The organism is Natrinema halophilum (genome assembly GCF_013402815.2).
Lineage (GTDB): Archaea > Halobacteriota > Halobacteria > Halobacteriales > Natrialbaceae > Natrinema > Natrinema halophilum.
The window spans coordinates 1,068,942-1,094,894 of the sequence record NZ_CP058601.1; the positions used below are offsets into that span (position 1 = coordinate 1,068,942).

At 62.4% G+C, this 25,953-nt stretch carries 25 protein-coding genes and 2 pseudogenes; 15 read left to right on the forward strand and 12 right to left on the reverse strand.

Annotation, left to right across the window (positions count from 1 at the left end; genetic code table 11):
- Positions 1 to 32 precede the first annotated feature (32 nt).
- The 4 genes from HYG82_RS25985 to HYG82_RS26000 all read left to right on the forward strand — a co-directional run bounded on the left by HYG82_RS25985 (position 33) and on the right by HYG82_RS26000 (position 3,319).
- Complete coding sequence (locus HYG82_RS25985) at positions 33 to 1,133, forward strand: pyridoxal phosphate-dependent aminotransferase (protein ID WP_179260012.1); 1,101 nt, start codon at positions 33 to 35, stop codon at positions 1,131 to 1,133.
- A gap of 104 nt (positions 1,134 to 1,237) precedes the next feature.
- Complete coding sequence (locus HYG82_RS25990; protein WP_179260013.1) at positions 1,238 to 1,378, forward strand: hypothetical protein; 141 nt, start codon at positions 1,238 to 1,240, stop codon at positions 1,376 to 1,378.
- Between the two features lie 256 nt (positions 1,379 to 1,634).
- Positions 1,635 to 1,997, forward strand: coding sequence for a hypothetical protein (locus HYG82_RS25995; RefSeq protein WP_179260014.1), 363 nt, complete (start codon positions 1,635 to 1,637; stop codon positions 1,995 to 1,997).
- A 134-nt stretch (positions 1,998 to 2,131) separates the two neighbouring features.
- Positions 2,132 to 3,319 carry an ArsA family ATPase gene (locus HYG82_RS26000; RefSeq protein ID WP_179260015.1) on the forward strand — a complete coding sequence of 396 codons (1,188 nt, stop codon included), beginning with the start codon at positions 2,132 to 2,134 and terminating at the stop codon, positions 3,317 to 3,319.
- A 181-nt stretch (positions 3,320 to 3,500) separates the two neighbouring features.
- On the opposite strand, the gene purF is transcribed toward HYG82_RS26000, so the two are convergent.
- Positions 3,501 to 4,973, reverse strand: coding sequence for an amidophosphoribosyltransferase (gene purF / locus HYG82_RS26005; protein WP_179264367.1), 1,473 nt, complete (start codon positions 4,971 to 4,973; stop codon positions 3,501 to 3,503).
- A 412-nt stretch (positions 4,974 to 5,385) separates the two neighbouring features.
- On the opposite strand from purF, the gene HYG82_RS26010 reads away from it, so the two are divergent.
- Entirely contained in the window at positions 5,386 to 7,197 is a 1,812-nt protein-coding gene (locus HYG82_RS26010; protein ID WP_179260016.1) for a MutS-related protein, read from the forward strand.
- Between the two features lie 23 nt (positions 7,198 to 7,220).
- Here HYG82_RS26010 and HYG82_RS26015 read toward each other — a convergent pair whose 3' ends face one another.
- Together HYG82_RS26015 and HYG82_RS26020 are read right to left on the reverse strand one after the other, a co-directional pair.
- A complete protein-coding gene (locus tag HYG82_RS26015; protein ID WP_179260017.1) occupies positions 7,221 to 7,820 on the reverse strand; it encodes a DUF6735 family protein in 600 nt (199 codons plus the stop codon).
- Between the two features lie 215 nt (positions 7,821 to 8,035).
- Positions 8,036 to 9,562 carry an HTTM domain-containing protein gene (locus tag HYG82_RS26020; RefSeq protein ID WP_179260018.1) on the reverse strand — a complete coding sequence of 509 codons (1,527 nt, stop codon included), beginning with the start codon at positions 9,560 to 9,562 and terminating at the stop codon, positions 8,036 to 8,038.
- A gap of 180 nt (positions 9,563 to 9,742) precedes the next feature.
- Here HYG82_RS26020 and HYG82_RS26025 point away from each other — a divergent pair, with 180 nt between their 5' ends.
- A complete protein-coding gene (locus HYG82_RS26025) occupies positions 9,743 to 10,402 on the forward strand; it encodes an HAD family hydrolase (protein WP_179260019.1) in 660 nt (219 codons plus the stop codon).
- A gap of 48 nt (positions 10,403 to 10,450) precedes the next feature.
- Here the strand turns inward: HYG82_RS26025 and HYG82_RS26030 are convergent, their stop codons facing one another.
- Together HYG82_RS26030 and dps are read right to left on the reverse strand one after the other, a co-directional pair.
- Positions 10,451 to 10,933 carry an SRPBCC domain-containing protein gene (locus HYG82_RS26030; protein ID WP_179260020.1) on the reverse strand — a complete coding sequence of 161 codons (483 nt, stop codon included), beginning with the start codon at positions 10,931 to 10,933 and terminating at the stop codon, positions 10,451 to 10,453.
- Between the two features lie 178 nt (positions 10,934 to 11,111).
- Complete coding sequence (gene dps, locus HYG82_RS26035) at positions 11,112 to 11,771, reverse strand: DNA protection during starvation protein (RefSeq protein WP_179260021.1); 660 nt, start codon at positions 11,769 to 11,771, stop codon at positions 11,112 to 11,114.
- Positions 11,772 to 11,936: 165 nt separating this feature from the next.
- Between dps and HYG82_RS26040 the strand changes: the two genes are divergently transcribed.
- Positions 11,937 to 13,205, forward strand: a complete 1,269-nt coding sequence (locus tag HYG82_RS26040; protein ID WP_179260022.1) for a DUF7405 family protein — start codon at positions 11,937 to 11,939, stop codon at positions 13,203 to 13,205.
- A 63-nt stretch (positions 13,206 to 13,268) separates the two neighbouring features.
- A pseudogene (locus HYG82_RS26045) lies at positions 13,269 to 13,792 on the forward strand (cupredoxin domain-containing protein); the annotation flags it as partial.
- Positions 13,793 to 13,805: 13 nt separating this feature from the next.
- Here the strand turns inward: HYG82_RS26045 and HYG82_RS26050 are convergent.
- Together HYG82_RS26050 and HYG82_RS26055 are read right to left on the reverse strand one after the other, a co-directional pair.
- The gene (locus HYG82_RS26050; RefSeq protein ID WP_179260023.1) at positions 13,806 to 14,240 is read right to left on the reverse strand and encodes a thiol-disulfide oxidoreductase DCC family protein; all 435 of its coding nucleotides are present in this window, start codon (positions 14,238 to 14,240) and stop codon (positions 13,806 to 13,808) included.
- Between the two features lie 77 nt (positions 14,241 to 14,317).
- A complete protein-coding gene (locus HYG82_RS26055) occupies positions 14,318 to 14,692 on the reverse strand; it encodes a 2Fe-2S iron-sulfur cluster-binding protein (protein ID WP_179260024.1) in 375 nt (124 codons plus the stop codon).
- Between the two features lie 94 nt (positions 14,693 to 14,786).
- On the opposite strand from HYG82_RS26055, the pseudogene HYG82_RS26060 reads away from it, so the two are divergent.
- The 3 genes and pseudogenes from HYG82_RS26060 to HYG82_RS26070 all read left to right on the forward strand — a co-directional run.
- Positions 14,787 to 14,957: pseudogene (locus tag HYG82_RS26060) on the forward strand (zinc-binding dehydrogenase); the annotation flags it as partial.
- 378 nt (positions 14,958 to 15,335) lie between these two features.
- Positions 15,336 to 16,142: an NAD-dependent epimerase/dehydratase family protein gene (locus HYG82_RS26065; protein ID WP_179260026.1), complete on the forward strand. Its 807-nt coding sequence runs from the start codon at positions 15,336 to 15,338 to the stop codon at positions 16,140 to 16,142.
- Positions 16,143 to 16,248: 106 nt separating this feature from the next.
- Complete coding sequence (locus HYG82_RS26070; RefSeq protein WP_179260027.1) at positions 16,249 to 16,470, forward strand: DUF7535 family protein; 222 nt, start codon at positions 16,249 to 16,251, stop codon at positions 16,468 to 16,470.
- Between the two features lie 119 nt (positions 16,471 to 16,589).
- On the opposite strand, the gene HYG82_RS26075 is transcribed toward HYG82_RS26070, so the two are convergent.
- Together HYG82_RS26075 and HYG82_RS26080 are read right to left on the reverse strand one after the other, a co-directional pair.
- On the reverse strand, positions 16,590 to 17,600 hold the full coding sequence (locus HYG82_RS26075) for a glutathione S-transferase family protein (RefSeq protein ID WP_179260028.1): 1,011 nt from the start codon (positions 17,598 to 17,600) through the stop codon (positions 16,590 to 16,592).
- Between the two features lie 101 nt (positions 17,601 to 17,701).
- Complete coding sequence (locus tag HYG82_RS26080) at positions 17,702 to 18,697, reverse strand: calcium/sodium antiporter (protein WP_179260029.1); 996 nt, start codon at positions 18,695 to 18,697, stop codon at positions 17,702 to 17,704.
- Positions 18,698 to 18,815: 118 nt separating this feature from the next.
- On the opposite strand from HYG82_RS26080, the gene HYG82_RS26085 reads away from it, so the two are divergent.
- Positions 18,816 to 19,880 carry a DNA methyltransferase gene (locus tag HYG82_RS26085; protein ID WP_179260030.1) on the forward strand — a complete coding sequence of 355 codons (1,065 nt, stop codon included), beginning with the start codon at positions 18,816 to 18,818 and terminating at the stop codon, positions 19,878 to 19,880.
- 232 nt (positions 19,881 to 20,112) lie between these two features.
- Here HYG82_RS26085 and HYG82_RS26090 read toward each other — a convergent pair whose 3' ends face one another.
- A complete protein-coding gene (locus HYG82_RS26090) occupies positions 20,113 to 20,775 on the reverse strand; it encodes a potassium channel family protein (protein ID WP_179260031.1) in 663 nt (220 codons plus the stop codon).
- A gap of 228 nt (positions 20,776 to 21,003) precedes the next feature.
- Between HYG82_RS26090 and HYG82_RS26095 the strand changes: the two genes are divergently transcribed.
- Both HYG82_RS26095 and HYG82_RS26100 read left to right on the forward strand, forming a co-directional pair.
- Positions 21,004 to 22,452 (forward strand): NCS2 family permease, encoded by a 1,449-nt coding sequence (locus HYG82_RS26095; protein WP_179260032.1) that lies wholly within the window; start codon positions 21,004 to 21,006, stop codon positions 22,450 to 22,452.
- Positions 22,453 to 22,562: 110 nt separating this feature from the next.
- Positions 22,563 to 22,820 (forward strand): glutathione S-transferase N-terminal domain-containing protein, encoded by a 258-nt coding sequence (locus tag HYG82_RS26100; protein WP_179260033.1) that lies wholly within the window; start codon positions 22,563 to 22,565, stop codon positions 22,818 to 22,820.
- A 122-nt stretch (positions 22,821 to 22,942) separates the two neighbouring features.
- Here HYG82_RS26100 and HYG82_RS26105 read toward each other — a convergent pair whose 3' ends face one another.
- Positions 22,943 to 23,908, reverse strand: a complete 966-nt coding sequence (locus tag HYG82_RS26105; protein ID WP_179260034.1) for a transcriptional regulator — start codon at positions 23,906 to 23,908, stop codon at positions 22,943 to 22,945.
- A 162-nt stretch (positions 23,909 to 24,070) separates the two neighbouring features.
- On the opposite strand from HYG82_RS26105, the gene HYG82_RS26110 reads away from it, so the two are divergent.
- A complete protein-coding gene (locus HYG82_RS26110) occupies positions 24,071 to 25,378 on the forward strand; it encodes a tRNA(Ile)(2)-agmatinylcytidine synthase (protein WP_179260035.1) in 1,308 nt (435 codons plus the stop codon).
- A 369-nt stretch (positions 25,379 to 25,747) separates the two neighbouring features.
- Here the strand turns inward: HYG82_RS26110 and HYG82_RS26115 are convergent, their stop codons facing one another.
- Complete coding sequence (locus HYG82_RS26115) at positions 25,748 to 25,951, reverse strand: VNG_1110C family protein (RefSeq protein ID WP_179260036.1); 204 nt, start codon at positions 25,949 to 25,951, stop codon at positions 25,748 to 25,750.
- Positions 25,952 to 25,953 lie beyond the last annotated feature (2 nt).

The following is a 25,953-nucleotide window of genomic DNA, read 5'->3' on the forward strand; positions in this document are numbered from 1 at the left end:
CATGAACTACGAAACGCCCCACATCGTCGCGCATGAACTACGAAACGCCGCTGTTCTTCCAGGTGATGGAGTACGCGAACGCGGCGGGCCGCGACGTCATCGACATGGTCAGCGGAAACCCCGACTGGGAGCCTCCGGAGGCGCTTCGCGAGGGGTTCACCGAATATGCCGAACTCGAGCCCGACAGGCTCCAGTACCCGCCCAGCGGGGGCTTGCTCGAACTCCGCCAGGAAATCGCGGCGCGCCGCGGCGTCGCCACTGATCAGGTAGTCATCACGAACGGTGGCGGAGGGGCGAACTATCTCGCGATGGCGCGTGCCCTCGAGCGTGACAGCGGGAACGAGATTCTGTTGACGGAGCCCGTGTATCCGTACTATCCGGGAAAGACGACCATGCTCGGCGGAACGCAGGCGTTCGTCGAGACGGCCAGCAACGGCCAACTCGACCCGGTCGACGTGCGCAACGCCGCCAACTCGAACACGGCTGCGATCGTCGTTAACACGCCGAACAACCCGACAGGCGCCGTCTACCCCGAACGGACGATGCGAGAACTGGTCGCGATCGCCGAAGAGTACGATGCGATTCTGATCAGCGACGAGGTGTACGACCATTACGACCTCTCGGAGAAATTCACGAGCGCGCTCTCGATCGACTCCGCTCACCGGATCGTCACCAACGCGTTTTCGAAGTCGATGGCGATCACCGGCGTTCGAGTCGGGTACGCTATTCTGCCGCCGGATCTCGTCGAAGCAGCAAAAAGCCGGCACATGCTGGTCAACGTCGCGACTACTCGGCCCGGCCAGTACGCGGTCTTGAACACTCTCCGGGAGACGCCGCCCGAGTACTCCGAGCGCAATCGGGAACGGCTCCGCGAACGTGTCGTCTCGTTTACCGACGCGCTCGAGGCTGCGGGAGCGGCCTATACCAGAGCGAACGGGTCGTTCTACGTGATGGCTCGGTTCGACGGCTATCCGGGGACGCTCGAGAACGTGGCGCGATTGATCGACGAAGCAGGCGTCGCGGGGATGCCGGGTGAGGCATTCGGTGACTCGCGAACGGCCTGGGTGCGATTTGCGCTCGTCACCCCGCGGGTCAAGGAAGCCACAGAGCGGTTGGCGAACTACTTCGAGTGATCGATCGGAGTACCGTTCCCAGGCCACTCGATGATCGGTCGCTCGTTCGATCACATCTCTATCTGGCCACCATGGATGCACACTGGCTCGAGAGGTAGCGGGAGATGCTGCTCGATGCCGTCGTCGTTGCGTTCGGTCTGACGCAGGGGGCCTATTTCATCGTCAACTGCGGCCGCCTGTCCCGTTTGGTCCGCCGATCCGGGAATCAAATCGACGATAGCGCGCTCGCTCGCGCCGTCGACTAGACGGCATCCCAACACGAGACGACCAACGCAAATCGACGCCGTCCAGCTCGTCTCCGCGACGACAGCAACCGAGTCAAGCGCTCCGTATCGGTATCGAAACCGAGTGCGACTGCAGGGTGTCGTCTATCGGTACGTACGGACCCGGTGTCCGGATACCTTCAATTCGTGGATACGACAGAAGCGACACTGGGTCCGCGGCGTGTATCGGCGCCTCTCTGCACCGAGCACGCGGTGACTCGGGCGAGGGTGGAACGGAATGGGAATGGTCGTGTTGCATGCAGTTTCGATGACGAACGTCTTCGGAATCCCGATCGGGGCTCTCGTTTTGATTCTGACCGTCAGCGATACCACTGTCGTCTCGATTCCCTCGTTTCTGACGCCGGTCATCCTGTTCAACGTCGCCATCTGGGCGTATTACGGCTGGCGCTCGTCTCATGCCGCATGGGAAGGAGTCCCATTCAGTAGCGGCTGGGATCGCCTCAGATACTCCGTACTATGTAACCCGATCACGCAGGCCCTCTACGCGACGCTCTGGGTTGTACCGATCCGTCTGGCTGTCCTCGACGCAACCGGCGTCGTGGAACTGACTAACGACCCACCACAGGACCGGTACGTCTGATCCGGTCGACGGACGCTCCCGTTCGAATCGGGTGTCGAAACCCTGGAGGAACTCGCATCCGAACCTTCTCCGCGCGCCAGACGTGTCGGATCGGGACCGACGAATACTCGTGCCTGGACGGGCAACCGAAGCGCATGAGCGGTATCGAGGTCGAGCCGGTCGATGGGGACGACGAGACAGCGGCCGAGACGAACGACGGCGCAAAACGGATCGAGGTCACGCCGACCGACTCGGTCGAGGACGAGAGATCCGGACGAGAGATGATCGATGTCCAACCGTCCGAGGAGCCGATAGACGGCCCCGACTACGTACTCTATGGCGGAAAAGGCGGCGTCGGGAAGACGACGATGGCCGCAGCAACTGCGCTCGATAGTGCCCGCGGCGGTACCCGAACGCTCGTCGCTTCGACCGATCCGGCACACTCCCTATCGGATACCTTCGAAACGGCTGTTCCGGCACGACCCGATCGAATTCGCGAGGACATCCCGCTCTTCGCTGCCGAAATCGATCCCGATACAGCACTCGACGAGGGCCAGACCGCGTTCTTCGGCGGTGGGAACGCCGAGGCCGACGACGGTATGCTCGGCGGTGGCGCCGCGAACGGTCCCCTCGGCGGCCTCGGCGAACTGCTCGGCGACGAATCGCCAATGGACGCTCTCTTCGGCGGTGCGATGCCCGGTGCGGACGAAGCCGCTGCGATGCAACTCTTACTCGAGTACATGGACGACGATCGGTTCGATCGCGTGATCATCGATACGGCCCCGACGGGCCATACGCTCCGACTGTTGCAACTTCCAGAGATCATGGACACGATGATGGGACGGCTCGTCCAGTTTCGCCAGCGCATCGGCGGAATGATCGACGGCGTCAAGGGCATGTTTGGCGGAGACGAGGTCCCTGACGACGGGGAAGATCTCGAGGATCTGCAGGAACTACGGGAGCGCATCGAGCGGCTGCGGGCGGCGCTGCGCGATCCAGCGCGGACGGACTTTCGAATCGTCATGATCCCGGAGGAGATGAGCGTCATCGAGTCGAAGCGGCTCCGCCAGCAACTCGGGGAGTTTGAGATACCCGTCGGCACCGTGGTCGTCAACCGGGTGATGGAACCGCTGTCGAACGTCACCGACGACGTCGAAGGCGAATTCTTGCAGCCCAATCTCGACGACTGCGAGTTCTGTCAACGACGGTGGGACGTCCAGCAGTCGGCACTGGCCGAAGCTCAGGACCTCTTTCGCGGGACTGACGTGCGCCGCGTTCCCCTGTTCGCGGACGAAGTTCGAGGGGAACAGATGCTCGAGGTCGTCGCGGCCTGCCTGCGGTAGCCGTTCTGGCGGTAAAACGCCTCGACGTACTTCGCCTGTAGATTCGCGAACGCGGGCGGAGCGTGCGGGCCGACGTCCGACCTGGGGCGAGTGACGCGAGTAGCTGGGAGGGGGAGCGCTTTTTGATCGAATTTTGCGGAGAATGGGTCTTTGTCGCACCCACAGAGGAAAATTTCGCCTCTCAGTCGTCAGCGTGCATCGGCTGTCCGGCGAGGTCAGGACGGCTCACGTCTCGATCGGTCTCTTCGCCGTCTATGTCGTAGGGATATTCGCCAGTCACGCACCCGAGACAGAGATCGATGCGTTCCTGTTCGAGGACGTCGGCGACGGCGTCGGTCGAGAGGTACGCGAGACTGTCGGCGTCGATCGCGTCGCGAATTTCGGCGGTCGATTTGTCCGAGGCGATGAGTTCCTCGCGGGTGGCCATGTTGATTCCCATGTAGCAGGGGGCGACGATAGCCGGTGCTCCGATTCGAACGTGGACCTCTTTTGCCCCGCAGTCTTTGAGCAACTGGACGAGCTGGGTTGAGGTCGTCCCGCGAACGATGCTGTCGTCGATGACGGTGACCGTCTTGCCCTCGACAGTGGATTTGATCGGGTTGAGTTTCAGCCGCACCGCGCGTTCGCGCTCGTCTTGCGTCGGCATGATGAACGTCCGGCCGACGTACCGGTTTTTCATCAGGCCCTCGGCGAATTCGACACCGTCGTCGTCCGCGGCCCGGGGTTCGCCGTCTGCGGTCGTTTCGCTCGCTGCATCAGCATACCCCGAAGCGAAGGCGCGCCCGGAGTCGGGAACCGGCATCACGACGTCGGTCTCGACGCCGCTTTCCTCCCAGAGCTGTCGCCCGAGTTCTCGCCGGGCTTCGTAGACGAGCGTGCCGTCGATGACGCTGTCGGGTCGTGCGAAGTAGACGTGTTCGAAAAAGCAGTGAGCCGTGTGCTCCTGATCGACGAGCTGGTACGTGTCGAACCCCTGCCCGCCGTCCTGGAGGACGACCAGTTCGCCTGGCTGTACGTCTCGGACGAGGTCTCCATCTAGCGTGTCGATCGCTGCCGATTCGGAGGCCAGCATGTAGCCGTCGTCGAGTTTCCCGATACAGAGTGGTCGATTTCCCTGTGGGTCCCGTACACCGAGGATCGTATCGTCGTGGCTAATAGTCAGCGAATACGACCCGTGAATCCGACCCATGGTGCGTTTGACGGCCCGTACCAGATCCTCCTCGAGGAGGTTGCGCGCCAGGTCGTGAGCGATGACCTCGGTATCGCCGTCGCTCGTGAACGCGTGGCCCGCGGCAGCGAGTTCGTCGCGAATCTCGTCGGCGTTGACGAGGTTGCCATTGTGCGAGAGGCCGAGGGAGCCGCTCTTAAACGAGACGGAGAAGGGCTGGGCACAGGAGGAATCGACAGAACCGGCCGTCGGATATCGAACGTGACCGATCCCCGCCGAGCCGTTGAGCGTATCGAGGTCGTCCTCTCCGAAGGCATCTCCCACGAGACCCATTTCGACGTGGCTGTGTTGCTGGAAGCCGTCGTGCGTGACGATCCCCGCGGACTCCTGTCCACGGTGCTGGAGTGCATAGAGTGCATAGTACAGCGGACGTGCTGCGTCTCGACCGTCGAGTGAGACGCCGACGACGCCGCACTTTTCGGTCATTCCTGTTCGCCGGGGAGTCTCGCCCCGCCCATCAGTCATGAGAGTCAGTACGGCACCGAATCGATAAAAATCCCCGTGTTTGTGCTGCAACGGTCTCCATCGTTCCCTATTGTTATTCACGTTCTTGGATACCTATCGGGCGATGACGGTCGGCGGAAGGATTCGAGACGCGGTGACGGGCGGTGCGAATCGCCGGGAAGTCACTCGTGGACGGCCGGCGCCGACGAAGAGAGGCAGGTATTCGCGATCCGTCCACGACCGTGGACGGCTCGCGATACGGCCGTGAACAGCAACGCACGACGGGATCGATTTCGGCTCGGGACTCCCGTCCGTATAGATGGGGCCGTTGATGACATCGATACGACACGGCGATGACACAGCGTTCAAGACAGTCGCCTCGAGTGCAGGACGTATGCGACTCGAGGAGTACTGGGGGGTCGGTCCGAAAACGCGGGAGACACTGGTCGACGAATTGGGAAGAGAACAGGCGATCCAGGCCATCGAAAGCGGCGACGTGCGGGCGCTTTCCGACGCCGGCCTCGCCCGTGGCCGGGCGACGCGAATCCTGCGCCGAGCGACCGGCGGGGCTGGAATGGACATACTAGCGACGCGCGATGCCCGGTCGGCGTACAAAGAGTTGCTGGACCTTGCGGTCGGTCACGCGGTTACCCAACGTGCAGCCGACCGAATCCGAGTGCTCACGCCGCTTGCCAGCCGTGACGCGATGGAAAGCAGACTCGAGGACGTTCTTGCGGCACGGGACGCCTGGGCAGGGCTTCCGGACGAAGACCGATCGGCGGTCCTCGCTGCCTACGACCGCTACGACGAGCGTGACGGCAGCGAACACGCGGCCGTCGAGGCCGCGCTGGCGCTGCTCGAGGCGGGAGTCGATTCCGGACCGTTCGCCGCAATCGCCGACCTCGAGCCCGACCGTCTCGAGGAGTCCGCGGAGGCGCTGGCTGCAATCGACGGCGGGCGAGTCCGCGACGGTGTAGACGAGGAACTCGACCGCTTACGTGACGCGCTGGGTGCGATCGAGGATATGGACGCGAACGCCCTCGCGTTGATCGACGACCTCCGTTCGGAGGGCGTTCGCGACGTCGAGGGATTCCGCCAATCGTTCGAGGACCATCTCCTGAACGAGACGGACGTAACGATCGACCGGGTTCGAGAAGCGATGCCGACGGACGCGTCGGATGCGACGGACTTCGTCGGCGCGACGCTCCGAACACTTCGAAACGACCTCACCGCGGCGGTCGACGAGCGCGAGGAAGCCGTCGCGAGCGACCTGCAGGACACGCTCGAACAAGCCCGTGACGGTATCGATCAGGCCGTCGAAGCTGTCGACGACATCGCGTTGCACCTCTCTCTTGCGCGTTTCGCACTCGAGTACGAGTGTACTCGTCCGTCCTTCGTGACCGGTACCGATGCCGCGGTTTCGGTCGTCAATGCCCGCAATCTCACACTCGCCGCCCGCGATGACGCTTCAGGAACGCGAAGCGCGGACGACCGCGAAGGTGAGTCCGTCCAGCCCGTTACCTACGCGCTCGGCGATCACGACGTGACGGCCGTTCCCGACGAGGTAAACGAAGTCCCCGGCGAGGAACGCGTCGCCGTCCTGACGGGCGCGAACAGCGGCGGGAAAACCACGTTGCTCGAGACGATGTGTCAGGTCGTTCTGCTGGCAACGATGGGGTTGCCGGTTCCGGCAGATCGCGCGGAAGTGACGCCGGTCGACTCGCTGGTCTTTCACCGCCGGCACGCGAGTTTCAACGCCGGTGTCCTCGAGTCGACGCTTCGCTCCATCGTTCCGCCGCTATCGACGGATGGGCGGACGCTGATGCTGGTCGACGAGTTCGAGGCGATCACAGAACCGGGCAGCGCCGCCGACCTGTTACACGGCCTCGTCACGCTTTCCGTCGATCGCGAGGCCCTCGGCGTGTTCGTCACCCACCTCGCCGACGACTTGGAACCGCTGCCGTCCGAGGCGCGGGTCGACGGCATATTCGCGGAAGGGCTGAATCCTGATCTCGAGTTGCTCGTCGACTACCAGCCCCGCTTCGGGACAGTAGGTCGTTCGACCCCCGAATTTATCGTCTCGCGACTGGTGGCGAACGCGAGCGACCGGACCGAGCGGGTCGGATTCGAGACGCTTGCCGAGGCCGTCGGTAACGATGTCGTTCAGCGGACGCTCGCTGACGCCCGTTGGGCCACCGGCGAGTGATCTGCTGGTCCGCGTTCGGCGCGTTATTTTCCCTCCTCACTCTCCTCCTCACTCTCCTCCTGTCTCTCCGAATCGTCCTCGACGCACATATCAGTCGCCAGTGGAGACGCCGTTCCGGCACGGCTTTGCGGTTCGGTCGAGTCGCCGTACGTGTAGACGACCCCATCTTTCTCCTCGCAGATCCGAGCCTCGAGATACGCCCGTGCGGCCCGCCGCGAAAGGACACCCATCTCGATGGCGTCTGCAAGTGCGGTCTTGGTCGCGCGAAACCAGACTCTGAGAGCACGGTCTTCAGCGGGTTCGGTCTCGACGATCACACCCCGACCGCTATCCCGTCCGAGACCCCACTCGAGCCAGCAAACTCGAAATGCGTCGGTCGCGTAGTCGGCCGTCGGTGTGACGAGGTAAAGCGCCTCGTGAATCCGAGGGTCGAGATAGTCCGTCAGGATTCGATCGCACGTGATCGAGTTCGTCAGCACGTCGCTGTCGATCGCACCCTCGGCGAGGGGAGTGCTGGCGGTTATTTCGGCAGCGAACGATAGCTCCTCACCACCCCAGTGACTGTACCGCAGGTCGTAGAGCCGATCCGGCCGCTGGTAGGCGACCAGCGCCCTATGCCCCATGGTCCACCCGGCAGAACCGACGCAACTCGACCGGAGCGACTGCATCGACGTTCGATGGGGGTACGGTAGTACGGATCACGGAGAGTCTGGCCGCCCATCCGTACTTGAATCTGCGGACGTGCCGGAACTGGATCTGCGATCCCAGCCGACGTTCACGTCCGTCGTTTACGAGTGTCCCTCGCATCGCACGGGGCTCCCCCGGCGCACGGGACGCCTTACTCGCAGGAGGCGGCGATCAACTCCCGTCGGATCGGCTCGCCGACCGGGCCGTCGGCATCGACCGGCTGGTCAGCGCGATAGATCGTTATCGATTCGACGTCGGCCGGAGCACGACCGCAGAAGTAGACGGCCGCCGGCTCGAGGTGGGCCGCTCCTGCGCCCTGTGTTTTCGTTCCGTACCGTTTCCAGAGTGTCGTCGGATACCGATCCATCGCGTCGGGCGGCCGGTCGAAATCCGCCGCTTCGCCGTCCACGAGATCCATCGAGGCCCCGGATTCGCGTTCGGCTTCGATCACGTACCAGCTGTACGAATCCGGCGGGTTCGGCGCGAAGAATGCCCAGCTCGCCCCATCCAGGTCGCTATCAGCCACTGCCGCAGGTGCGTCGACGAGGCCAGCCGCTACCACCTGCCAGCATCCCGAAATGAGAACGAAACCCACGAGAAACGCCACTCCGACGAGGCGAGCCCCGCGGCGTATGCGCGGCGGGACTGCGATTTCGGACGACGATGATTCGGATTTGTCGCCGGATCGTCTCTCTGTCGCGAGGGACTCGAGCCGACGACCGCGGTCGAACCTCGAAACCAGGTGAGCGAGACGATCCCACACTCGCGGGGGAAAGAACAACAGCAGGACGGCAACCATGACGAACGGAAAGGCGCCGAGACGCATCGTCGCAGCCATTCCGAGGTGCGCGACCACGAAGGCCGAGACGGTCACGGATCGAATCCAGCCGGACGAAAGGACGAGTAACACCGACGTGGAAAGGGTCACGATCCAGAGCCAGTTGATTGCTGTTAGAACCGCGGTATGCTCTGCGAGAACGGGCCCTAACAGATAAATGAAGTCCTCGAGCTGGAAAATGCGCGGGACTGCGACGCCGCTCATCCACGCATCGCTCCGGAACTTGAGAATCGCGTTGATCGCGTAGATACTCACGACGTGGACGAGGACCGTTGCAGTCGCTATCGAAGTGATGCGGCGGTTCTCGACGGAACGCGTGCCGACGCACCGGCCGTCGAGGCGACGACGGAGCGACCACCGCGCCTCGAGCGGCAGAAATGCTGCGATGATGAGCAGCGAGATGAGGATCGTATCGCCGCCGTTTACCAGAAACGGATTGCGCGCGTGCAACGACGCGAGAAGAAGGGCCGTACCGACGGCTGCGAGACGGGATCGGTAGCCGGCCAGGACGCACGTCGCGAGGAGACAGGTACCTGCGAGCAGGAACGCCTCTATCCAGAAAGACCCCGACTGCGCGTGGAGGGACCACCTCGCGAGGGCGGGATAGAGTTCCCCCAGAGCAGACCGCGGAAGGATTCCCCCGTCGGTATAGAACGTACCCAACCCCGGGGCCCGGAGAACGAGCAGATCGAAAAGAACGACGAGCCCGAGTCCGATCCGGAACGCACCCAGCGCTCGCGGGTCGATCCCGAGACGGGAGCGGACGACCGCTCGAACCGACGACGGTCTCGTCCCATTTCCGCTGGTCGTCGATGTCGGTTCGGATCGAGCAACTGTCATAAAACGACCAGTGGAGTCGATCCTCGGTTTCTAATAGTCGGTTAAGTACTTTCTCATCACTCGAGACCGGAATCGAGCGCAGAACTGTTCCGAAAGAGAGGGGGTCGATTCCACGCCGAAACGGGGCGAAATCCCCGGTGGCAAAACACCGAAATCCGTCCGTCACTACGTATGGAATGCATGAGTACCGGGACGGCATACGACGCGGTCGTCTTCGACAACGACGGCGTACTGACGACGCCGACGGATCGGGACGTGCTAGTCGAGGCGATGCACGAAGCGTTCGAAACCGTCGGCGTCACGGAGCCGCCGGCCGATCACGTCGACATTCTCTTGAGCCCCGACGTTCCGTCGTTGCGTGGAGTCGCAGCCGAACACGCCATCGGACCGCACGAGCTCTGGACCGCCCGCGAAGAGGCGGCGATCGCGGCCCAACTCGCCGAGCTTCGATCCGGCCGAAAACGCGGCTACGATGACATCGCGACGCTCGAGTCGCTGTCGGTCCCGACCGGGATCGTCAGCAACAACCAGCACGAAACGATCGGTAACATCCTCGACCACTGCAATCTCGAAGGCTTCGACGTCTGGTACGGCCGCGAGCCGACGATCGAAGGAATCGAACGGAAGAAACCGACGCCGTACTACCTCGAACAGGCGCTTGCGGACCTCGGTGTCACGAATCCGTTGTACGTGGGGGACAGTCGAGTCGACATCGCTGCCGCCGATGCGGCCGGAATCGACGCGGCGTTCATTCGTCGCGATCACCGGGCTGGCTACGAGCTACCGACTGAGCCGGCACACGAAATCGAGACGCTTTCGACGCTGACCGGGTTGGTCTGATAGCGACTCGAGCGATGCTCGGATCGGCGTTCTGGTCGCGACTCTCGGTCAAATAGTCGGACTCGCTCGACGTTCGGCCCGGGCGGCGATCGCCTCGTTCATTTCGACGAACGCTCGTTCGACGCGATCGTGATCGAACGCGAAGGGGACGAGCGCTCCCCGAACGGTCTCCCGTTGAAGCAGTCGCGTCCGTCGACTACCGTCGGAAAGTGGTTCCGACGTGAATCGGCCGCTATCGGTGATCGGCTCGAGGTGAAACTCGTGGTAGCGGTCGAAGGCGAACGGGACCACGAACCGATCGAGCCAGGCGAGTCGCCGGTGCGGTTCAACGGCTACCACGGACGATTCGATGGTGCGTCGGCCACGCCCGGATGGGGCGGCCGGTGGTCGTTCTATCCCGGGATCGACGACGACACCCTCGATCCGTCGAGAAGCCGGATTCCACTCGGGATAGCTCTCGAACGAACGAAGGGCTTCCCATACGTCGGGTGGCGGGGCATCGATTTCGACGAACACTTCGACCTCCTCCATGATGGGAGGTAACTCACCACGTGCTATGGCAGTATCGGTCGCTTCACCGATGCGATCGAGTCGGTTGTCATCGACGACCGAACGGGCACGATGGAACCACGAATCTGTCGGGCCAGAGACCATCGGACTGGAACGCGTTTCGATCCGAAGCAATCGGGAGGCAGTTGCGATGGCCCGCTTATGCGCTATCGTTGAACCGGCGGTTCGTCGAGTAGGGGGCATCGCCGGGTTCGCCACGGATGAAGTGGCCTGCGGGGTTGATCTCGCCGTCGCGCTCCATCGAGAGCAGTTCGACGAACCACGCCTCGTGTTCGATCTCTTCCTGAAGGATGCGGGAGGCCATGTCGTAGGTCCGGGGGTCTTTCCCCTGGGTCATGTCGCAGATTTCCGACCACGTGCGGATGGCACAGCGCTCGGCCTCGAGCAGTACCTCCAGAATCGACTCGGCGTCGAGGCTGTGGGTGTCGAAACCGCCCTCGTCGTCCATTGGGGTTGGGACCTCCGCATCCGGACAAGAAGCCCGGTCTGCGAAATCTCGGATGTCGTTCGGTAACGCACCGCCGAGTTCGTACACTCGCGGCGCGACGAGTTCGAAGTGCGCCCGGTCCTCGAGGCGGGCATCTTCGGCTATTTCCTTGTAGTCTTCGTGACCAGCAAGATGCATTCGCAGGTTCGTATAGTAGTAATAGGTGGTGAATTCGGCACCAATCGCGTCCACTAGTTTTTCGCGAAGGTCTTCGGGTTCGAGTCCCCGTTCGCGAAGGACATTCATTCCAACTCGTTCGCTCGTATCCCCTGCATCGACGTTGCCTGCAACGTGTGGTTTTTCGTCGGACATCGCACCGTACGACTCCCATAAGCCACCACTTAGATGTTTGCCCAAAGCCAGCGAAATTTATTCATGCTGAAGCGACTGTCAGTCGATTCGTCCAGTTTGCCGGCGACTGATGACGAGGGCGTTCGGACCGCAACCCCCTTTTGCGACGGGCCCGCAGACTCGAATATGGACGGACCGGATCGCGGACTCTCGCGTCGCGCGTTCGTTCGTAGTGCAGTCGCTATCGGCGGCGCGAGTGCGCTCGCCGCTTGCCTCCAGCGCGAGGAAAGCGAGGACGTGCCACAGGCAGCCCTCGCTCCCGAGGACCTCCCCGATCGCCAGCACGCCTGGAACGAATTTCTCTCGACTGACGATCACGGCAACGTACACCCACCCGAACACCACCTCTTGCTCGGCCTCGAGTACGTCGGCAACGGCCCAGCCGATGCGTCCGGCGAACGCGAACGACTCGAGTCCGCGTTCAGAACGCTCGAGAAAGCGTACAGGCGGGGGAACGACGGTCTGGTGTTCGCAGTTGGATACGGGCCGGTGTATTTCGACCGGTTCGACGGCGACGGACCCGAAGGGATCGACCTACCGGCTCCGAAGGCGTTGACGCCGTTCGAGGATCCCGCATTCGACGAGTACGACGCGCTCGTTCACCTGGCCAGCGACTACGGTCACGTCACCTTAAGCGCCGAAGAGGCCCTGAAAGGTGAACTCGAGCAGCTAAACGGTCTCGAGACCGAGGGGTCGTTCAACGATATCTTCGAGGTTGCCGGCCGTCGGACGGGATTCATCGGGCGCGGCCTCCCCGCAGAACGCCAGTCGGGCGTCAGCGGCATTCCGGATAGCGAACCCGTCCCCGAGGATGCGCCGATGTTCATGGGATTTAAATCCGGGTTTCGACACAATCAGGCGAGCGAGGACCGCGTTACAATTCCGGACGGACCGTACGCGGGTGGGACCACGATTCACCTCTCGAAGATACAGCTCCACCTCCACCAGTGGTACGAGCAAGACAGCCGGGCCCAGCGCGTCTCCAAGATGTTTTCGCCGACCCACAACACAGATAACCTGGTCGAAGGAGCCGGCCAGAACCTCGGCGACTCGAGTGGCGTAACCGACGGTCCGAACACCGCAGCCGAGGCTGCCCGGAGCAAGGGGACCGTCGGCCACGCTCAGAAAGCCGCCCGCGCACGTGAAGACGGTGAGCCGATCATCCTTCGACGGGACTTCGACTCGACCGACGACGAAACGGCGACCACTCACTTCCTCTCATTGCAGCGCTCCATCGCGGACTTCGTGAAAACTCGCGAAGCGATGACCGGGGCCGACCTCTCCGGTCCGCCAACCAACAGCGGTATTCTCCAGTATCTCACCGTTCGTAACCGGGCGAACTACCTCGTCCCGCCGCGGGAGCGTCGGTCCCTTCCCGTTCCGAACCCCCGGTGAGGGACAAACTCGCCGTCTTCTCCGTGCGCCGTCGTCGTCGCTCGAGCCCGGAAACACGATCCGGGGACAATCCACCACACTCACGGCGTCGTCCTGCCGATAGAGCCAACGCCCGACGGGCCGGTGTTCGCGCCGGTCCCGACTGCGTTCGAACTGCCGAACGGGGAGACCCAGCACTTTGTCCATGCAATGTGGGAGCAGGACGAACTCGTCGACGGGCCGTTCGCGGACGGGAATATCCCGGTGACGGTGGCGAACGGGAGATCGGCAGCGACGGTGCCGACATTCGTCTCCTCGCCGACGCATCCGGCTGGCGAGGCATCGCGCCCGAGGATATCGCGGAGACGGAGAACCCGACGCTGACGCTCGAAGCAGGAACCGAGTACGTCCTCGGCTGGGAGAACGGCGACGGCCTGCAGCACAATTTCACGCTCGAAGACGAGAACGGCGAGGACCTGCTCGCAACGAACCTCGTGGGCGAACAGGGGATGACCCAGTCGGTCACGTTCACGGCCTCGGCCGAGATGATCGAGTACTACTGGCAGGTCCATCCGTCGTCGATGCGAGGAGCGGTCGACGTTCGCTGACGACAGCGTTATCTCACGTACTCGGCACGTGCGTTCGCTCGCCGTTCGCCGCCAGCTCGTCGAACAGCGCCGCGGCGTCGTCGACCAACGGATACGCGTCGTGATAGGGATCGATATCGCGGTCGACTCCCGAAACGGACCGGACGGCGTCCGCGAACCGCTCGTAGTTCTCGTCGACGATATCCCGGACTAGAACAGGCATACCGGCACGGTCACAGAGTTCGCTTGCCGCGGCTCGGCCCGCCCAGACCGTCTCGGCCGCTATATCGACGTAGAACAGGGCGAACGGAGCCTCGCCGAATTGCGCCTCGAGAAACGCCTGTGCGGCCGGGTCGTCCCACGGAACGGCGACGACGTCTTCTAGTCGACGCATCGCGGTCGACGCCGCCGAACAGAACGGGCAGTCGCCGTCGTAAAGCAGAACGCCGGTGACCTGCGGTTCGGGCATATCGCCTCGTACGCCACGAGGGGAAACCGTCCGGTGGAGCAGTTGCCGGTTTCGGTAATCCGGACACGTTTCGACCGCTATCCGAGCTTCGATCGGCCCGGTGGCTTGTCGTGGTCGGCCCGGTGTTGAAGCAGTTCGGCGTACTGTTCGGCCTCGATGACGCAATCCGATCGGGGGCGGGCGACGCAGGTGAGGACGAAACCTGCTTCCTCGTCCTCCGGATAGTACCGTTTGGCCTGACTGTGGTCGACTTCGCCGGAAACGAGCTTCGCGCCGCACGTGATACACCACCCCTGCTGACAGTCGGCGGACAGCCACAGGTCAGCGGCGCGGGCTGCCGCCAGTATCGACTCGTCCTCGCCGACCTCGATCGTTCGCGACTCGCCGGCCGCGTCCAGATCTGCGTCGTCGGGGAGTAGCAGTTCGACCTCCCAGGTAGTGGGGGCTGTCACGGGATCGTATACGATGGGTTGGGGAAAAGACCTCCTGCCGGACGGTCGCAAGCCGCGAGAGAAATCTATACCGATCGAGGGGCAAGCGAGACCCGTCGTCGGGTCCACGATGGGTACCCAGGACGACCTCCGGCGACTCGTCGATTTCGTCGCCGCCGACGATCTGTCGCCGGAGATCGACCGGACGTATTCGCTCGAGGGAACTGACGAGGCCTTTGCGGCAATGCGAGACCGCGGGATCGTGGGCAAGATCGTCGTCCAACCGTCGGTCGGCGGGGCCGGATCGGAACGCGACAGTAGCTACTGGAAGTCGTGCGCACCCGATTCGGCCGACCGCCGTCGACCGGATCGTGGACAGTTCCCGTCGGTATAGTCGTCGTTGAACGTCATTTCACACACCGCTTTCGAATTCGCGGCCAGCGAGTACCTACCGACCGCAGCAGTGCGAGCGGTGGGTGAATCGTTTCAACGATTACTATACCAGCGGTGCTCGCGCTGCTTTCGACGTCTGAGCTGGACCGACGGACGTTCCGGCTGTCGTCGACCGCTACTGCGGTCCGAATTTTTCGAGGGCGTCTCCTCGGAGGAAGCGGCCGGAACGCGCTGGCCCGATCTATTTCCGTCAGTTCGCTGTTCGTCGCGTATGACTGATATCGCCATCAACGGCGCGGCGGGAAACGTCGGCCGGGAAGCCGTCGATTCCTTTCCGGACGACGACCACGAACTGACGCTATTTTCCCACAGCGAGACCGACGATCTGGATGCGACGCCGCTCGAGATTACCAACAGCGAGGCGTTCGGCGACGCGCTCGAGGGACAGGACGTATTGATCCACCTCGCTGCGAACGCGTCGCCGCGAGCGGAGTGGGACGAACTACGTGGGCCGAACGTCGACGGCCTCTACAACGCCTTCGAAGCCGCAACCGCAGCCGACCTCGAGCGGGTGGTTTTCGCGAGTTCGAACCACGCGGTCAACAGGAAAAATACGGTCTCGCCGATCCGACCGGAGTCGTCGGTCGCCAGCCCCGCTATCGTCCGACCGTCTGATTCGACGGACCCCGATACCTACTACGGCGTGACGAAGGTTTTCGGGGAGGCGATGGGATCGTATTACGCCAAGCGCCACGGACTCGACGTGGTGAACTTGCGGATCGGCTGGCTGCTCACTCGAGACGAACTCCGTCAAGAGTGCCAGAAGCGGGATGGGGCAGGCGAGCGCTACGCACGCGCGATGTGGCTGAGCCCCGGCGACTGCCGCCGAGTGATTCACGCGGCCGCAACGGCAACGCTCGAGGAGTCGCCGCTGATCGCCCATGGAATTTCCGATAATTCGGAACGGTTCCTCTCGCTTTCCGAGACCATGCAGGCGCTCGAGTATCGACCGCAGGACGATGCGGAAGCGGTACTGAGCGACGAATCGAACGGTCACAACGGGCTCGAAACGACGTAATACCCGACCACCATTTCCTGAGCGTTTGTCAAAAGACGGGCCGTTCGGTCCGGACGCTACTTATGGAGTCGAAAGACGGAATAGCGACACGTTCGTATCGTCGCACATGTCACCCAAGGTGTCGGAGTCGACAGGCTACGGGCCGAACACGCAGATGTCCCTGTTCGGATACGTGATGGCCGCGATTCTCGTCATTGTTCTCCTTCCGTTACTTCCGGTCCTCGTTCTCGCGTGGATCCTCTGGAAAGTGTTTGTTTCGGAGGAGGACATCGAGCATAGCTTCGAAGACTGGCGTCGCGAATCGGGCCGCCCGCCGAGCGGGTCCTGATACCGGAAATGAGTTGTTCCTCAGGCGTTGCCCTCCCAATCCAACCTCCCGTCTCTCCAGTTTCCAGTTTTCCGTCTCCCATCTCTCGTCCGAATCAGGTTTGGTTCGGCCTCGACCACTCAATCGTCGACGCTCGCAGCGGTGGCGAGATCTGACGGTGGGCCGCCGGGGAGTTCGTCCCGATCCTGTGGCGCATCGAAGTTCAGATCGGGACCGCGAGCGACGATCCGATGCGGGTTGACGTCCGGGTGCGTCGTGTAATAGTGTTCTTTGATGTGACCCATGTCGACGGTCTCGGCGACGCCGGGCGTTTGATACAGATCGCGGAGATAGGGCCAGAGATTGTCGTATTCTCTGACGTACTGAACGTTACACATGAAGTGAGTGTGATAGACGTTGTCGAACCGAACGAGCGTCGTGAACATCGCGATGTCGGCCTCGGTCAATCGATCTCCTGCGAGGTACCGCTGATCAGCGAGTACATCGTCCCAGCGATCGAGATCCGAAAAGAGGTCGTCGACCGCCTCGTCGTAGGGCTCCTGTTCCGTCGCGAAGCCCGCACGATAGACGCCGTTGTTGATCGGTTCGTAGATTTCGTCGATGATCCGGTCGACTTCGTCGCGGTAGCCGTCGGGGTAGAGATCCACGTTCCGCGTCGCGTATTCGTCGAACTCCGTATCGAGCATCCGCATGATCTCCTCGGACTCGTTGTTGACGATCCTGTCCGTCTTCGTATCCCAGAGGATCGGCACTGTGACCCGACAGGTCACGTTCGGATCCGCACGAACGTAGAGTTCTCGGAGGGAGTTCGCGTCGTGGACGTGATCGCGCGTACAGCCCTCCTTCTCGGGCGTGAACTGCCAGCCGTCCTCGTCGCGATAGGGGTCGACCACCGAGACGGAAATCGCGTCTTCGAGCCCTTTTACCGCCCGTGTCACGAGCGTTCGGTGGGCCCAGGGGCAAGCGTAGGAAACGTAGAGGTGGTACCGGTTTGCCTCGGGTGGAAACTGAGCATCGGGATCGTCGCGGATCTCGTTCCGGAACGTCGTCTCCTGACGGTCGAACGAGCCGTCGTCCGTTGTCGACTCGTACGCGTCGGTTCGCCACTCACCATCGACGAGCATATTCATACGGTCAAAAGGGACGCGGGCTACAAAGGGCCTCGCTAATCCTCGCGTCACCAGCCCCGCGACGGTCGCGTCGAGACGTCGCTACCGGCTCCGTCCTCGAGTCAGACGACGACGCTGACGACCCAGTAGCCTGCTCCGAGGGCGATGAGCGCGACCCCCTCGAGACGGGTGAGCGTCCGGCCCGTCGCGAGCACCACCGTCGCGAAGGCGGTGACCACGGCGAGCCACGCAAGCCCGAGGAAGACCGCCGGATCGACCGTCAGCGGTTGGATCACCGCTGCGATCCCCAGCACGCCGAGGGCGTTGAAGACGTTCGACCCGATGACGTTGCCCGCAGCGATGCTGACGTCGCCCCCGCGGGCGGCCACGATCGACGTCACGAGTTCCGGCAGCGAGGTTCCGGCCGCGACGATCGTTGCACCGACGACCCACTCCGAGATGCCGACGGCCAGGGCCAGCCCAACCGCCGCGTCGACCAGCACGCGTCCACCGCCGATCACGAGAACGAGCCCGACGAGAACACGGACGGTTTCCGGGCCGAATTTCGCGTTCCGTCCGTCGTCTCCGTCGGACGGAACAGAAGCGGTCGCCACCGTCGTTGCCGCCTCGGGCGATTGGGTTCCCGCGTCATCCGCGCCATCGGCGTTTCGAATCGCAACGCCGAGCGCACCGAGATAACAGCCCAGAATCACGAGGAGAATTCCTCCATCGAGCCGCGAGACGATGCCGTTTGCGAGGACGACAGTTGCGATGCCCGTCGAGAACGCCATCGCGAGCGCGTCCCGGCGGACTAGCGTCTCGGAGACTCGAAACGGCGAGAAGGTCGCGACGAGCCCGAGGCTCACCGCGAGATTGAACAGATTCGAGCCGACGACGTTTCCGACCGAGATGCTCCCCCGTCCCTCGAGTGCCGCCTCGGTCGAGACGACGATCTCCGGGGCAGAGGTCCCGAAAGCGACCACCGTGAGGCCGACGATGAGCGCGGAAACGCCGGCCGCGCCGGCGAGTCTCGCGGCCCCAGTCACGAGTAGGCGAGCGCCGATCCACAGAGCGAGAACCCCGACGACGAGCAAGCCGACCTCACCAGCGGGAACCATCGTGGCGAATTAGTTCGGACGGGATTCTCAAAAGAACACGGACTATTCGCCACCGGACGATGCGGTTCGTTCGGAGGGAGGCGCAAGCGTTTAAGCGGTTCGCGTGAGGACTCGAGGTATGGCAGACGACGGGGATCGACACCGCCAGAGTCGCCTGTTCACTGATGACGATGGGTCGTTCGACGCCGAACGGGCGCGAGAGGAGTCCCTTCCGGTCGAAGACGGCGAGGTGATCGATACCGACGAGTTGGCAGACCACCAGCGCTACGTCGAGGGGCGCGGGATCTACGACGAGCGCAATCGGGTGAACGACCTCACGGGAAAGGAGTGGAAGTACGCCACGAAGTCAGTGATCGACGAAAGCTATCCGCCGGCCGTTCAGCATGATCTTCGCAGCGAACACGGCGGTCAAAAGCCGCCCCGACTCTGTGCCGATCTGATCGGCCAGTTCTCCGCGGCCGGCGATACCGTCCTCGATCCGTTTGCGGGCGTCGGCGGCACGTTGCTCGGTGCAAGCTTTTGCGAGCACGAAGGCACCGGTCTCCGGGAAGCCATCGGCTTCGAACGAACCGAACGGTGGATCGAAATCTACCACGAGGTCCTCGAGCGCGAAAACGAGGACCGCCACGCTCGGGGTGAGTCGCCGCTTGCGGCCCAGGACATGCGCCACGGGGATTGTGCCCAGTTGATCGAGGACGTTCCCGACGACTCGGTTGACCTCCTGTTGACTGACGTCCCTTACTGGCACATGGACGAACTGGAGCAGACGCGCAACGAACGCCGAACCCGCGAGAGCAAGCTCGGCACGTTCGCCGGGGACGCGAACACCGAGGGAGACGGTACCGATGCGACCGATGCGTCCGCGAAGCGAGAGACGAAAAACGAGTGGCTCGCGGATATGGCCGAGAAATTCGATCGGTTTACGGACGCCGTCACACAGGCTGGCCACGTCGTCGTCTTCATCGGGGATATGTACCGGGATCAATCCTACGAGTTCCTCTCTGCCGACCTCGCGCGCGCGATCGAGTCGACGGCACCACTGACGCTCATCGCGAACCTGGTCTGGTACGATCCGACGAAGGACCTCCACGTCTACGGATATCCCTTTTCGTTCGTTCCCTCGATGGTCCATCAGAACGTTCTCGTCTTTCGCCTCGAGGACGGGACCGAAACCGATGACTGAAGTTGTCTGACCGGCGTCTGTCGGCCGTCTGACGCGGTTTTATTGGAAAGCGCGGTGACGAAACGATCAGACGCGCCGACGATCCCCAACACCTCATCCACTGCTCCCCCATCCCTCATCCCCCATCCCTCATCCGTTCGTCGGCGCGTCTGGTCCCGTTCGTCGCCGCTCGTTCGACGCAGACCCACGTGACGGTCGAACGACCCCTGCGGAAGCCGTCGACACCTCCCGATCAGGCGCTTGCCGGCAGCAGCGCTGACCTGACCGCCTCCATGCGCTCGGTCTCGCTAATAACCGCGATTTCGTCACCGACCGCGAATTCGGTTCCCGGCAGCGGAATCGTCAGCGGTTCGCGAGCGCGACCGTGGGCGTAGATGCGTGCGGACTCCGGCAACTCGAGTTCGCTCATCCGCTTGCCAACCGCAGGTGATCCGTCCTGAATCTCGAGGACCGTGAGTTGAAGGTTCTCCGCGAGGTCGGTGACGACGTTGAAATCGCCGCCGAGCAGGGCCGTTTTCGCGCCTGCTGCACCGAGGCGCTCGGGATAGATGATGTCGTCGACTTCCTCAGCGTACTTTTCGTAGATGTCTTCGCGGTAGTCTTCGTCGATCCGAAGGACGGTCCGACAGCCGTGATGTGTGCCAACCATACAGGCCGCAAAATTGACGTTCAGATCGGGCGTGAACGCACCGACGGAGTCGACGGTATCGATCCCCGCCTCGAGGAGGGTGTCTTCGTCGGCGCCGTCGCCCAGCACGGTTTCGAATCCATCGTTGGTGGCTCGCTCGATCCGATCACTGTCGCTGTCGACGATGACGACTTTGTGGCCCTCCTCCGCCAGTATCGTCGCCGTTCGGGAGCCGACACGACCGTACCCCACGATAACAAACTTCATGGTAATACAGTACGTGCTCGGAGATGAAATACGTTGGTCCGTCGGGTACCTACCGCTCGATAGAGCAAAACAGGGTCTGATAGGCCAGACCCGACCGCAATCTCTCGATACGACCAGGGAACCAATCGCCACGTCGTGGAACTCATTCATTCACAAATGAAGTGATTCAAGCGCCAGAATCGGCCAAAATATTTAACTAATCGGTCTGGTAATGCTCGATCGTCCAATATGAGCTCCGTAGATCAACTCGGCAGGTATTTCGGATTCGACGAGCACGAGACAGATTTCAAAACAGAATTGATCGCGGGGATTACGACATTTTTGGCGATGTCGTACATTATCGTCGTCAATCCGACGATCCTCTCTGCCGCGATCATGGCAGGCGGTTCAAACGGGACAACGACAATCAACGGGGCGGAGTACACGGCAAACGAGGTGTTTCAGATGCTCGCGATCACGACGATCCTCGCTTCGGTCGTCGCGATGCTCGTTATGGCGTTGTATGCCAAACGACCGTTCGGGCTCGCGCCCGGAATGGGACTGAATGCCTTCTTTGCGTTCACCGTCGTCCTCGGACTGGGTATCCCGTGGCAGACTGCTTTCGCAGCGGTCTTCATCGAGGGGATCATCTTCCTCTTTCTTACGGCTGTCGGGGCTCGAAAGTACATTATCAACCTCTTTCCCAAGCCGGTGAAGTTCTCGGTGGGTGCGGGTATCGGTGTGTTCCTCCTGTTTATCGGCCTTCAGGAAATGCAACTCGTCGCGGCCGACCCCGCGACGATGGTTACGCTCGGAAGCATCGCGCAGAACCCTGCTGCGGCTCTCGGTGTGGCTGGCCTTTTCCTGACGCTGGTGCTCTGGGCCCGAGGGGTGAAAGGTGCGATTATCCTCGGTATCTTTACCACGGCGATCGCCGGTTGGGCGCTTCTGTTCGCTGACGTCGCGAGTGCGAACGCACTCGCGCCTTCGACGCTTCTTACGGAATCCGGAGAAGTCAGCTTCGACGCCGTAACGTCGCCACACTACGATATTACGCCTCTTGTCGGGGCGTTTATCGACGGGCTAACCAATATCGACACACTTGACTTTTGGCTGGTCGTCTTCACGTTCTTCTTCGTCGACTTCTTTGACACTGCCGGAACGCTCATCGGCGTCTCGCAGTTCGGCGGGTTCCTGGATGACGACGGAGAGTTGCCCGAGATTGAAAAACCGCTGATGGCAGACGCGATCGGTACGACGTTCGGCGCGATGATCGGGACGTCGACGGTAACGACCTTCATCGAGTCCTCTGCAGGTGTCGAAGAAGGCGGGAGTACCGGATTCACCGCCCTCGTCGTCGCTATCCTGTTCTTGATATCGCTGGTTGCGGTGCCGGTCGTCGCCGCGATTCCCGCGTACGCGTCGTACATCGCGCTCGTCGCCGTCGGTATCATGATGCTTCGTGGCGTCCTCGACATCGACTGGCAGGATCCAGCGTGGGCAATCTCAGCCGGACTAACGGTCACCGTCATGCCGTTGACCTACTCGATTTCCAACGGTCTCGCGGCGGGGATTATCGCCTTCCCGCTCATGAAGACGGCGATGGGCGAACACGACGACGTCCACTTTGGACAGTGGATCCTCGCGGCCATCCTCGTGGGCTACTTTTACGTGTCCACGAGCGGGATGCTCGGCTAACGACGCTCGCGCCAAACGAATCCACACACTGCGACCTCCTCTTTCGTTTTCCACCGTGACCGCCGCTACCGGTGTTTACTTCTCTCTGGAAGACCCTATTTTCGTCCACAATGGCAGATATCACACTCTACGAACTCCCCGGCTGTCCGTTCTGTGCGAAGGTTCGCTCGAAACTCGACGAACTCGACCTCGAGTACGACATCATCGAGGTGCCCCGCACGCACGGCGACCGAACCGAGGTCGAAAACGTCAGCGGTCAGACGGGCGTGCCGGTCATCACCGATGAAGCAAACGGCGTCGACGGAATGAACGAAAGCGACGACATCGTCGAGTACCTCGAGGAAACGTACGGCGAACGCGCCACCTAAACATTTCAACTCGCGTCAAGTAGTCCGCGCGGATACCCGCTGATAGGTTTCGTCGGCTGTGCTCGAGACTGAACTCGGGGCGATCAAGACCGCCGTACTGATTTGTGAGTTCTCGAGAGTAGTCAGGCCGCTTCTTCGTGCTCGGATCGCTCTCGGATAACGTCCCGGAGTTCGTCGGCGTTTCGGAGCTGTGCGAGTTCGTCGCGTTCGACTAGCGCAGTGCCGTCGACCGACTCTCGTTTCGCCCGGTCGACGACGTAGACTGATTGCGTACGCGTAACGTGACCGATCGAACTCATGATCCGTGCGCGTTTCTCCGCGGCTTTCGTGAAGTTGGAGTGACCGGTCAGGAGGACGTCGCTGTCGTCTTCGTCCTCGCTGACCGCGGTAAACGGCGATCGAACCGTCGGGTGAACGCGGTAGCCGGCCCGCGTGAGGACTGCGACCACTTGTTCGTCGTCCGGATCCGCTTCCGGATCGTCCGGCGTCGAGTCGCTCTCGTGGACCTCATCAGCCCCCTCGAGGACGTCGACGGGGCTCGTAAGCGGTGCGTCGAACAGTTCTTCGAGCGCCATCGCGACTTCGACGGACGCGTTCATGCCGTCTTCGTACTTCGAAACAGTACGGCGGGAGACGCCGAGTTCGGTTGCAAGTTGGCCCAGACTCCAGTCGCGGTCCTCGCGTTCGTCAGCCAGCAGTTCACCGTCGATGTTGACGTAGAGGCCGCCCGGTGCGGCATAGATCAACGGCGGTACGTCCTCGATAAATAGGTTGTACGCGGTGTCTGGACTGAAGACGGGGACGCCGTGGCGGAAGTAGACGACGTCGGGTTTGAGATCCTCGTCGCGACTTCGAAGGCCGATGACCAGCGGCGTCGCCTGGAGATACGTTCCCAGGCGGCGCATTTCGTGGCCGATCGCCTCGTTGAACGCGTCGATGTTTGCAAGAATTTTGACGAGGATGAGATCTTCACCGCGACGTGCAGCGATATCGAAGCTCTTTGGACGAATCGCACACAGGTCGCTTACCACGAATCCCGCGTCCTCTAACATCGCGGTAACGTTTCCGACCAGTGCGGAGCGGGACATACGGGGAGGTAAGCTATTCCTCCTATAAGACGTTTTCCCCGGTTGCCCGTATGCCGTGTCGCGATTGGGATCTATACCGGGACTATACTTATATACCTGCAGTTCCCCTGTCGGAGGATCAGTCCCGAAAGGGGTTACTCGAGCGAACCACAAGGTCCGTCGATGACCGTCGTCGGGATCGATGATACAGACTCGCGCGAGCGAGGAATGTGTACGACCTACGTCGCCACGGAGATCGCCGACCAGCTCCGCCGGAACGGCTCTCCAGTAGTCTCGAGACTCCTCCTCGTCCGCCTCAACCCCGCCATCAAGTACAAGACGAGGGGTAACGCCGCACTCGCGATCCACACCGACTGCGATCCGGATCGTGCCTTTGCGGTCGCGCGCAAACGACTCGAGGCGCTGGCCAAAACGGAAGACGAACGGACGAATCCGGGGCTGGTCGTCGCAGATCACGATCCCGAGGAACGCGACGTTCCCGACGATGTACGTGAGTTCGCGCGCGCAGCCGTCCGAGACAAGCTCAGAATAGCCGACGCAACAGACGTACTCGAGCGCCACGGATATCGATCGTGGCACGCAGGCGACGGCCGCGGCCGGATCGGCGCGCTGGCCGCAATCGGCTCTTGGGCCGCGCTCGAAGAGTGGACGTACGAATATATCTCCTACCGTGACTCCGACCGCTGGGGAACACCGCGCGACGTCGACCGGGAGAGCGTCGTCGTCGCGGCGGACTGGGGCTATCCAGACGTCTGGGATACGGTCGACCGGGGCGAAGGCGAGACCGTTTGCGTCCCACATACGCCGGGACCGATCCTGCACGGAATCCGCGGCGACGACCCCGCCGCGACCCGATCGGTCGCCGAGCAGATCGAGAGCGAGCCCGTTACCGCGAGCCAGCTGTTCGTCACCAACCAGGGGACTGACGTCCACCTCCAGAAGGGCACGCTTGGAGCCGTCGAAAATGGTCGTGCCTACCGACTCGAGGGCCGGGTTGCGACCGAGCCGGAGACACGTCGTGGGGGACACGTCTTCGTCGACCTCGAGGCACCGGCCCCTGCGGCGAACGAAGTTCGAAACGAACCAGACCGACTTACGTGTGCAGCCTTCGAGCCGACGAAGCGATTCAGGGATCGCGTGCGAGCGCTTCGGATCGGCGATCGGATCACCGCCTGTGGCGAAGTGTCCGATGGGACACTTAAGCTCGAGAAATTCGCCGTTCGCGACCTCGTTCGAACCGAACCTGTGACCCCCACCTGTCCCGATTGTTCCCGGACGATGGAGAGCGCCGGCCGTAATCAGGGCTATCGCTGCCGGACCTGCGAAACGTCACGCGACGGGAAGGTGGAACGGTCGCTCGACCGTGGTCTCGAGATCGGTTGGTACGAAGTGCCGCCGTGTGCGCGTCGTCACATTGCGAAGCCGCTCATCCGCGGCGGGTTCGACGCGCCGACGCATCCCGAACGGTGATGTCGACGATTGACACCTGAGCCATAGACCACTATATGTGACCGACGGCACTGGCTCCGCCACGAAGCCGTTCTCCTCCCGATGTAACGGCCTGGGGCCATCTGGTTTTGTGCCGCTCGGCGCGGTCGGCTCTGGCCGTGACAGACACCGAGTCAACTGGCAGTTCTCTACGCACAAGACTCGGTACGGGTGATGTGTAACCAGGCTTCCGGCACGCGTCCCACGACTGTAGTCGTGGGTTTTGCGCCTGCCTTCAACTATAACAGGCTACCGAGTGTGAGCCGAATAAACCAGAGACCACAACCGGTGGCGTCACAGTCGATCGAAAAGGACGATCGGAACGAGGTCCCGTTGGAACGCGGTCTACAGTCAGCGAACGCTGACGCCGTGACGGGCGAGGAACTCGCTGGCCGCTTTGATCTCGACGGGGCTGCCGATGATTCGACAGCAGTTTTCACTTTCGGGAAAGACGGTGACGGTAAACTCGTCGTCGAGCTGCTGTTCCAGTCCTTCGAGTGCCTCTCGGGAGAGGACGATCTGGGTACTGTCTCGCAGCTGCGACGCGTTGGACATAG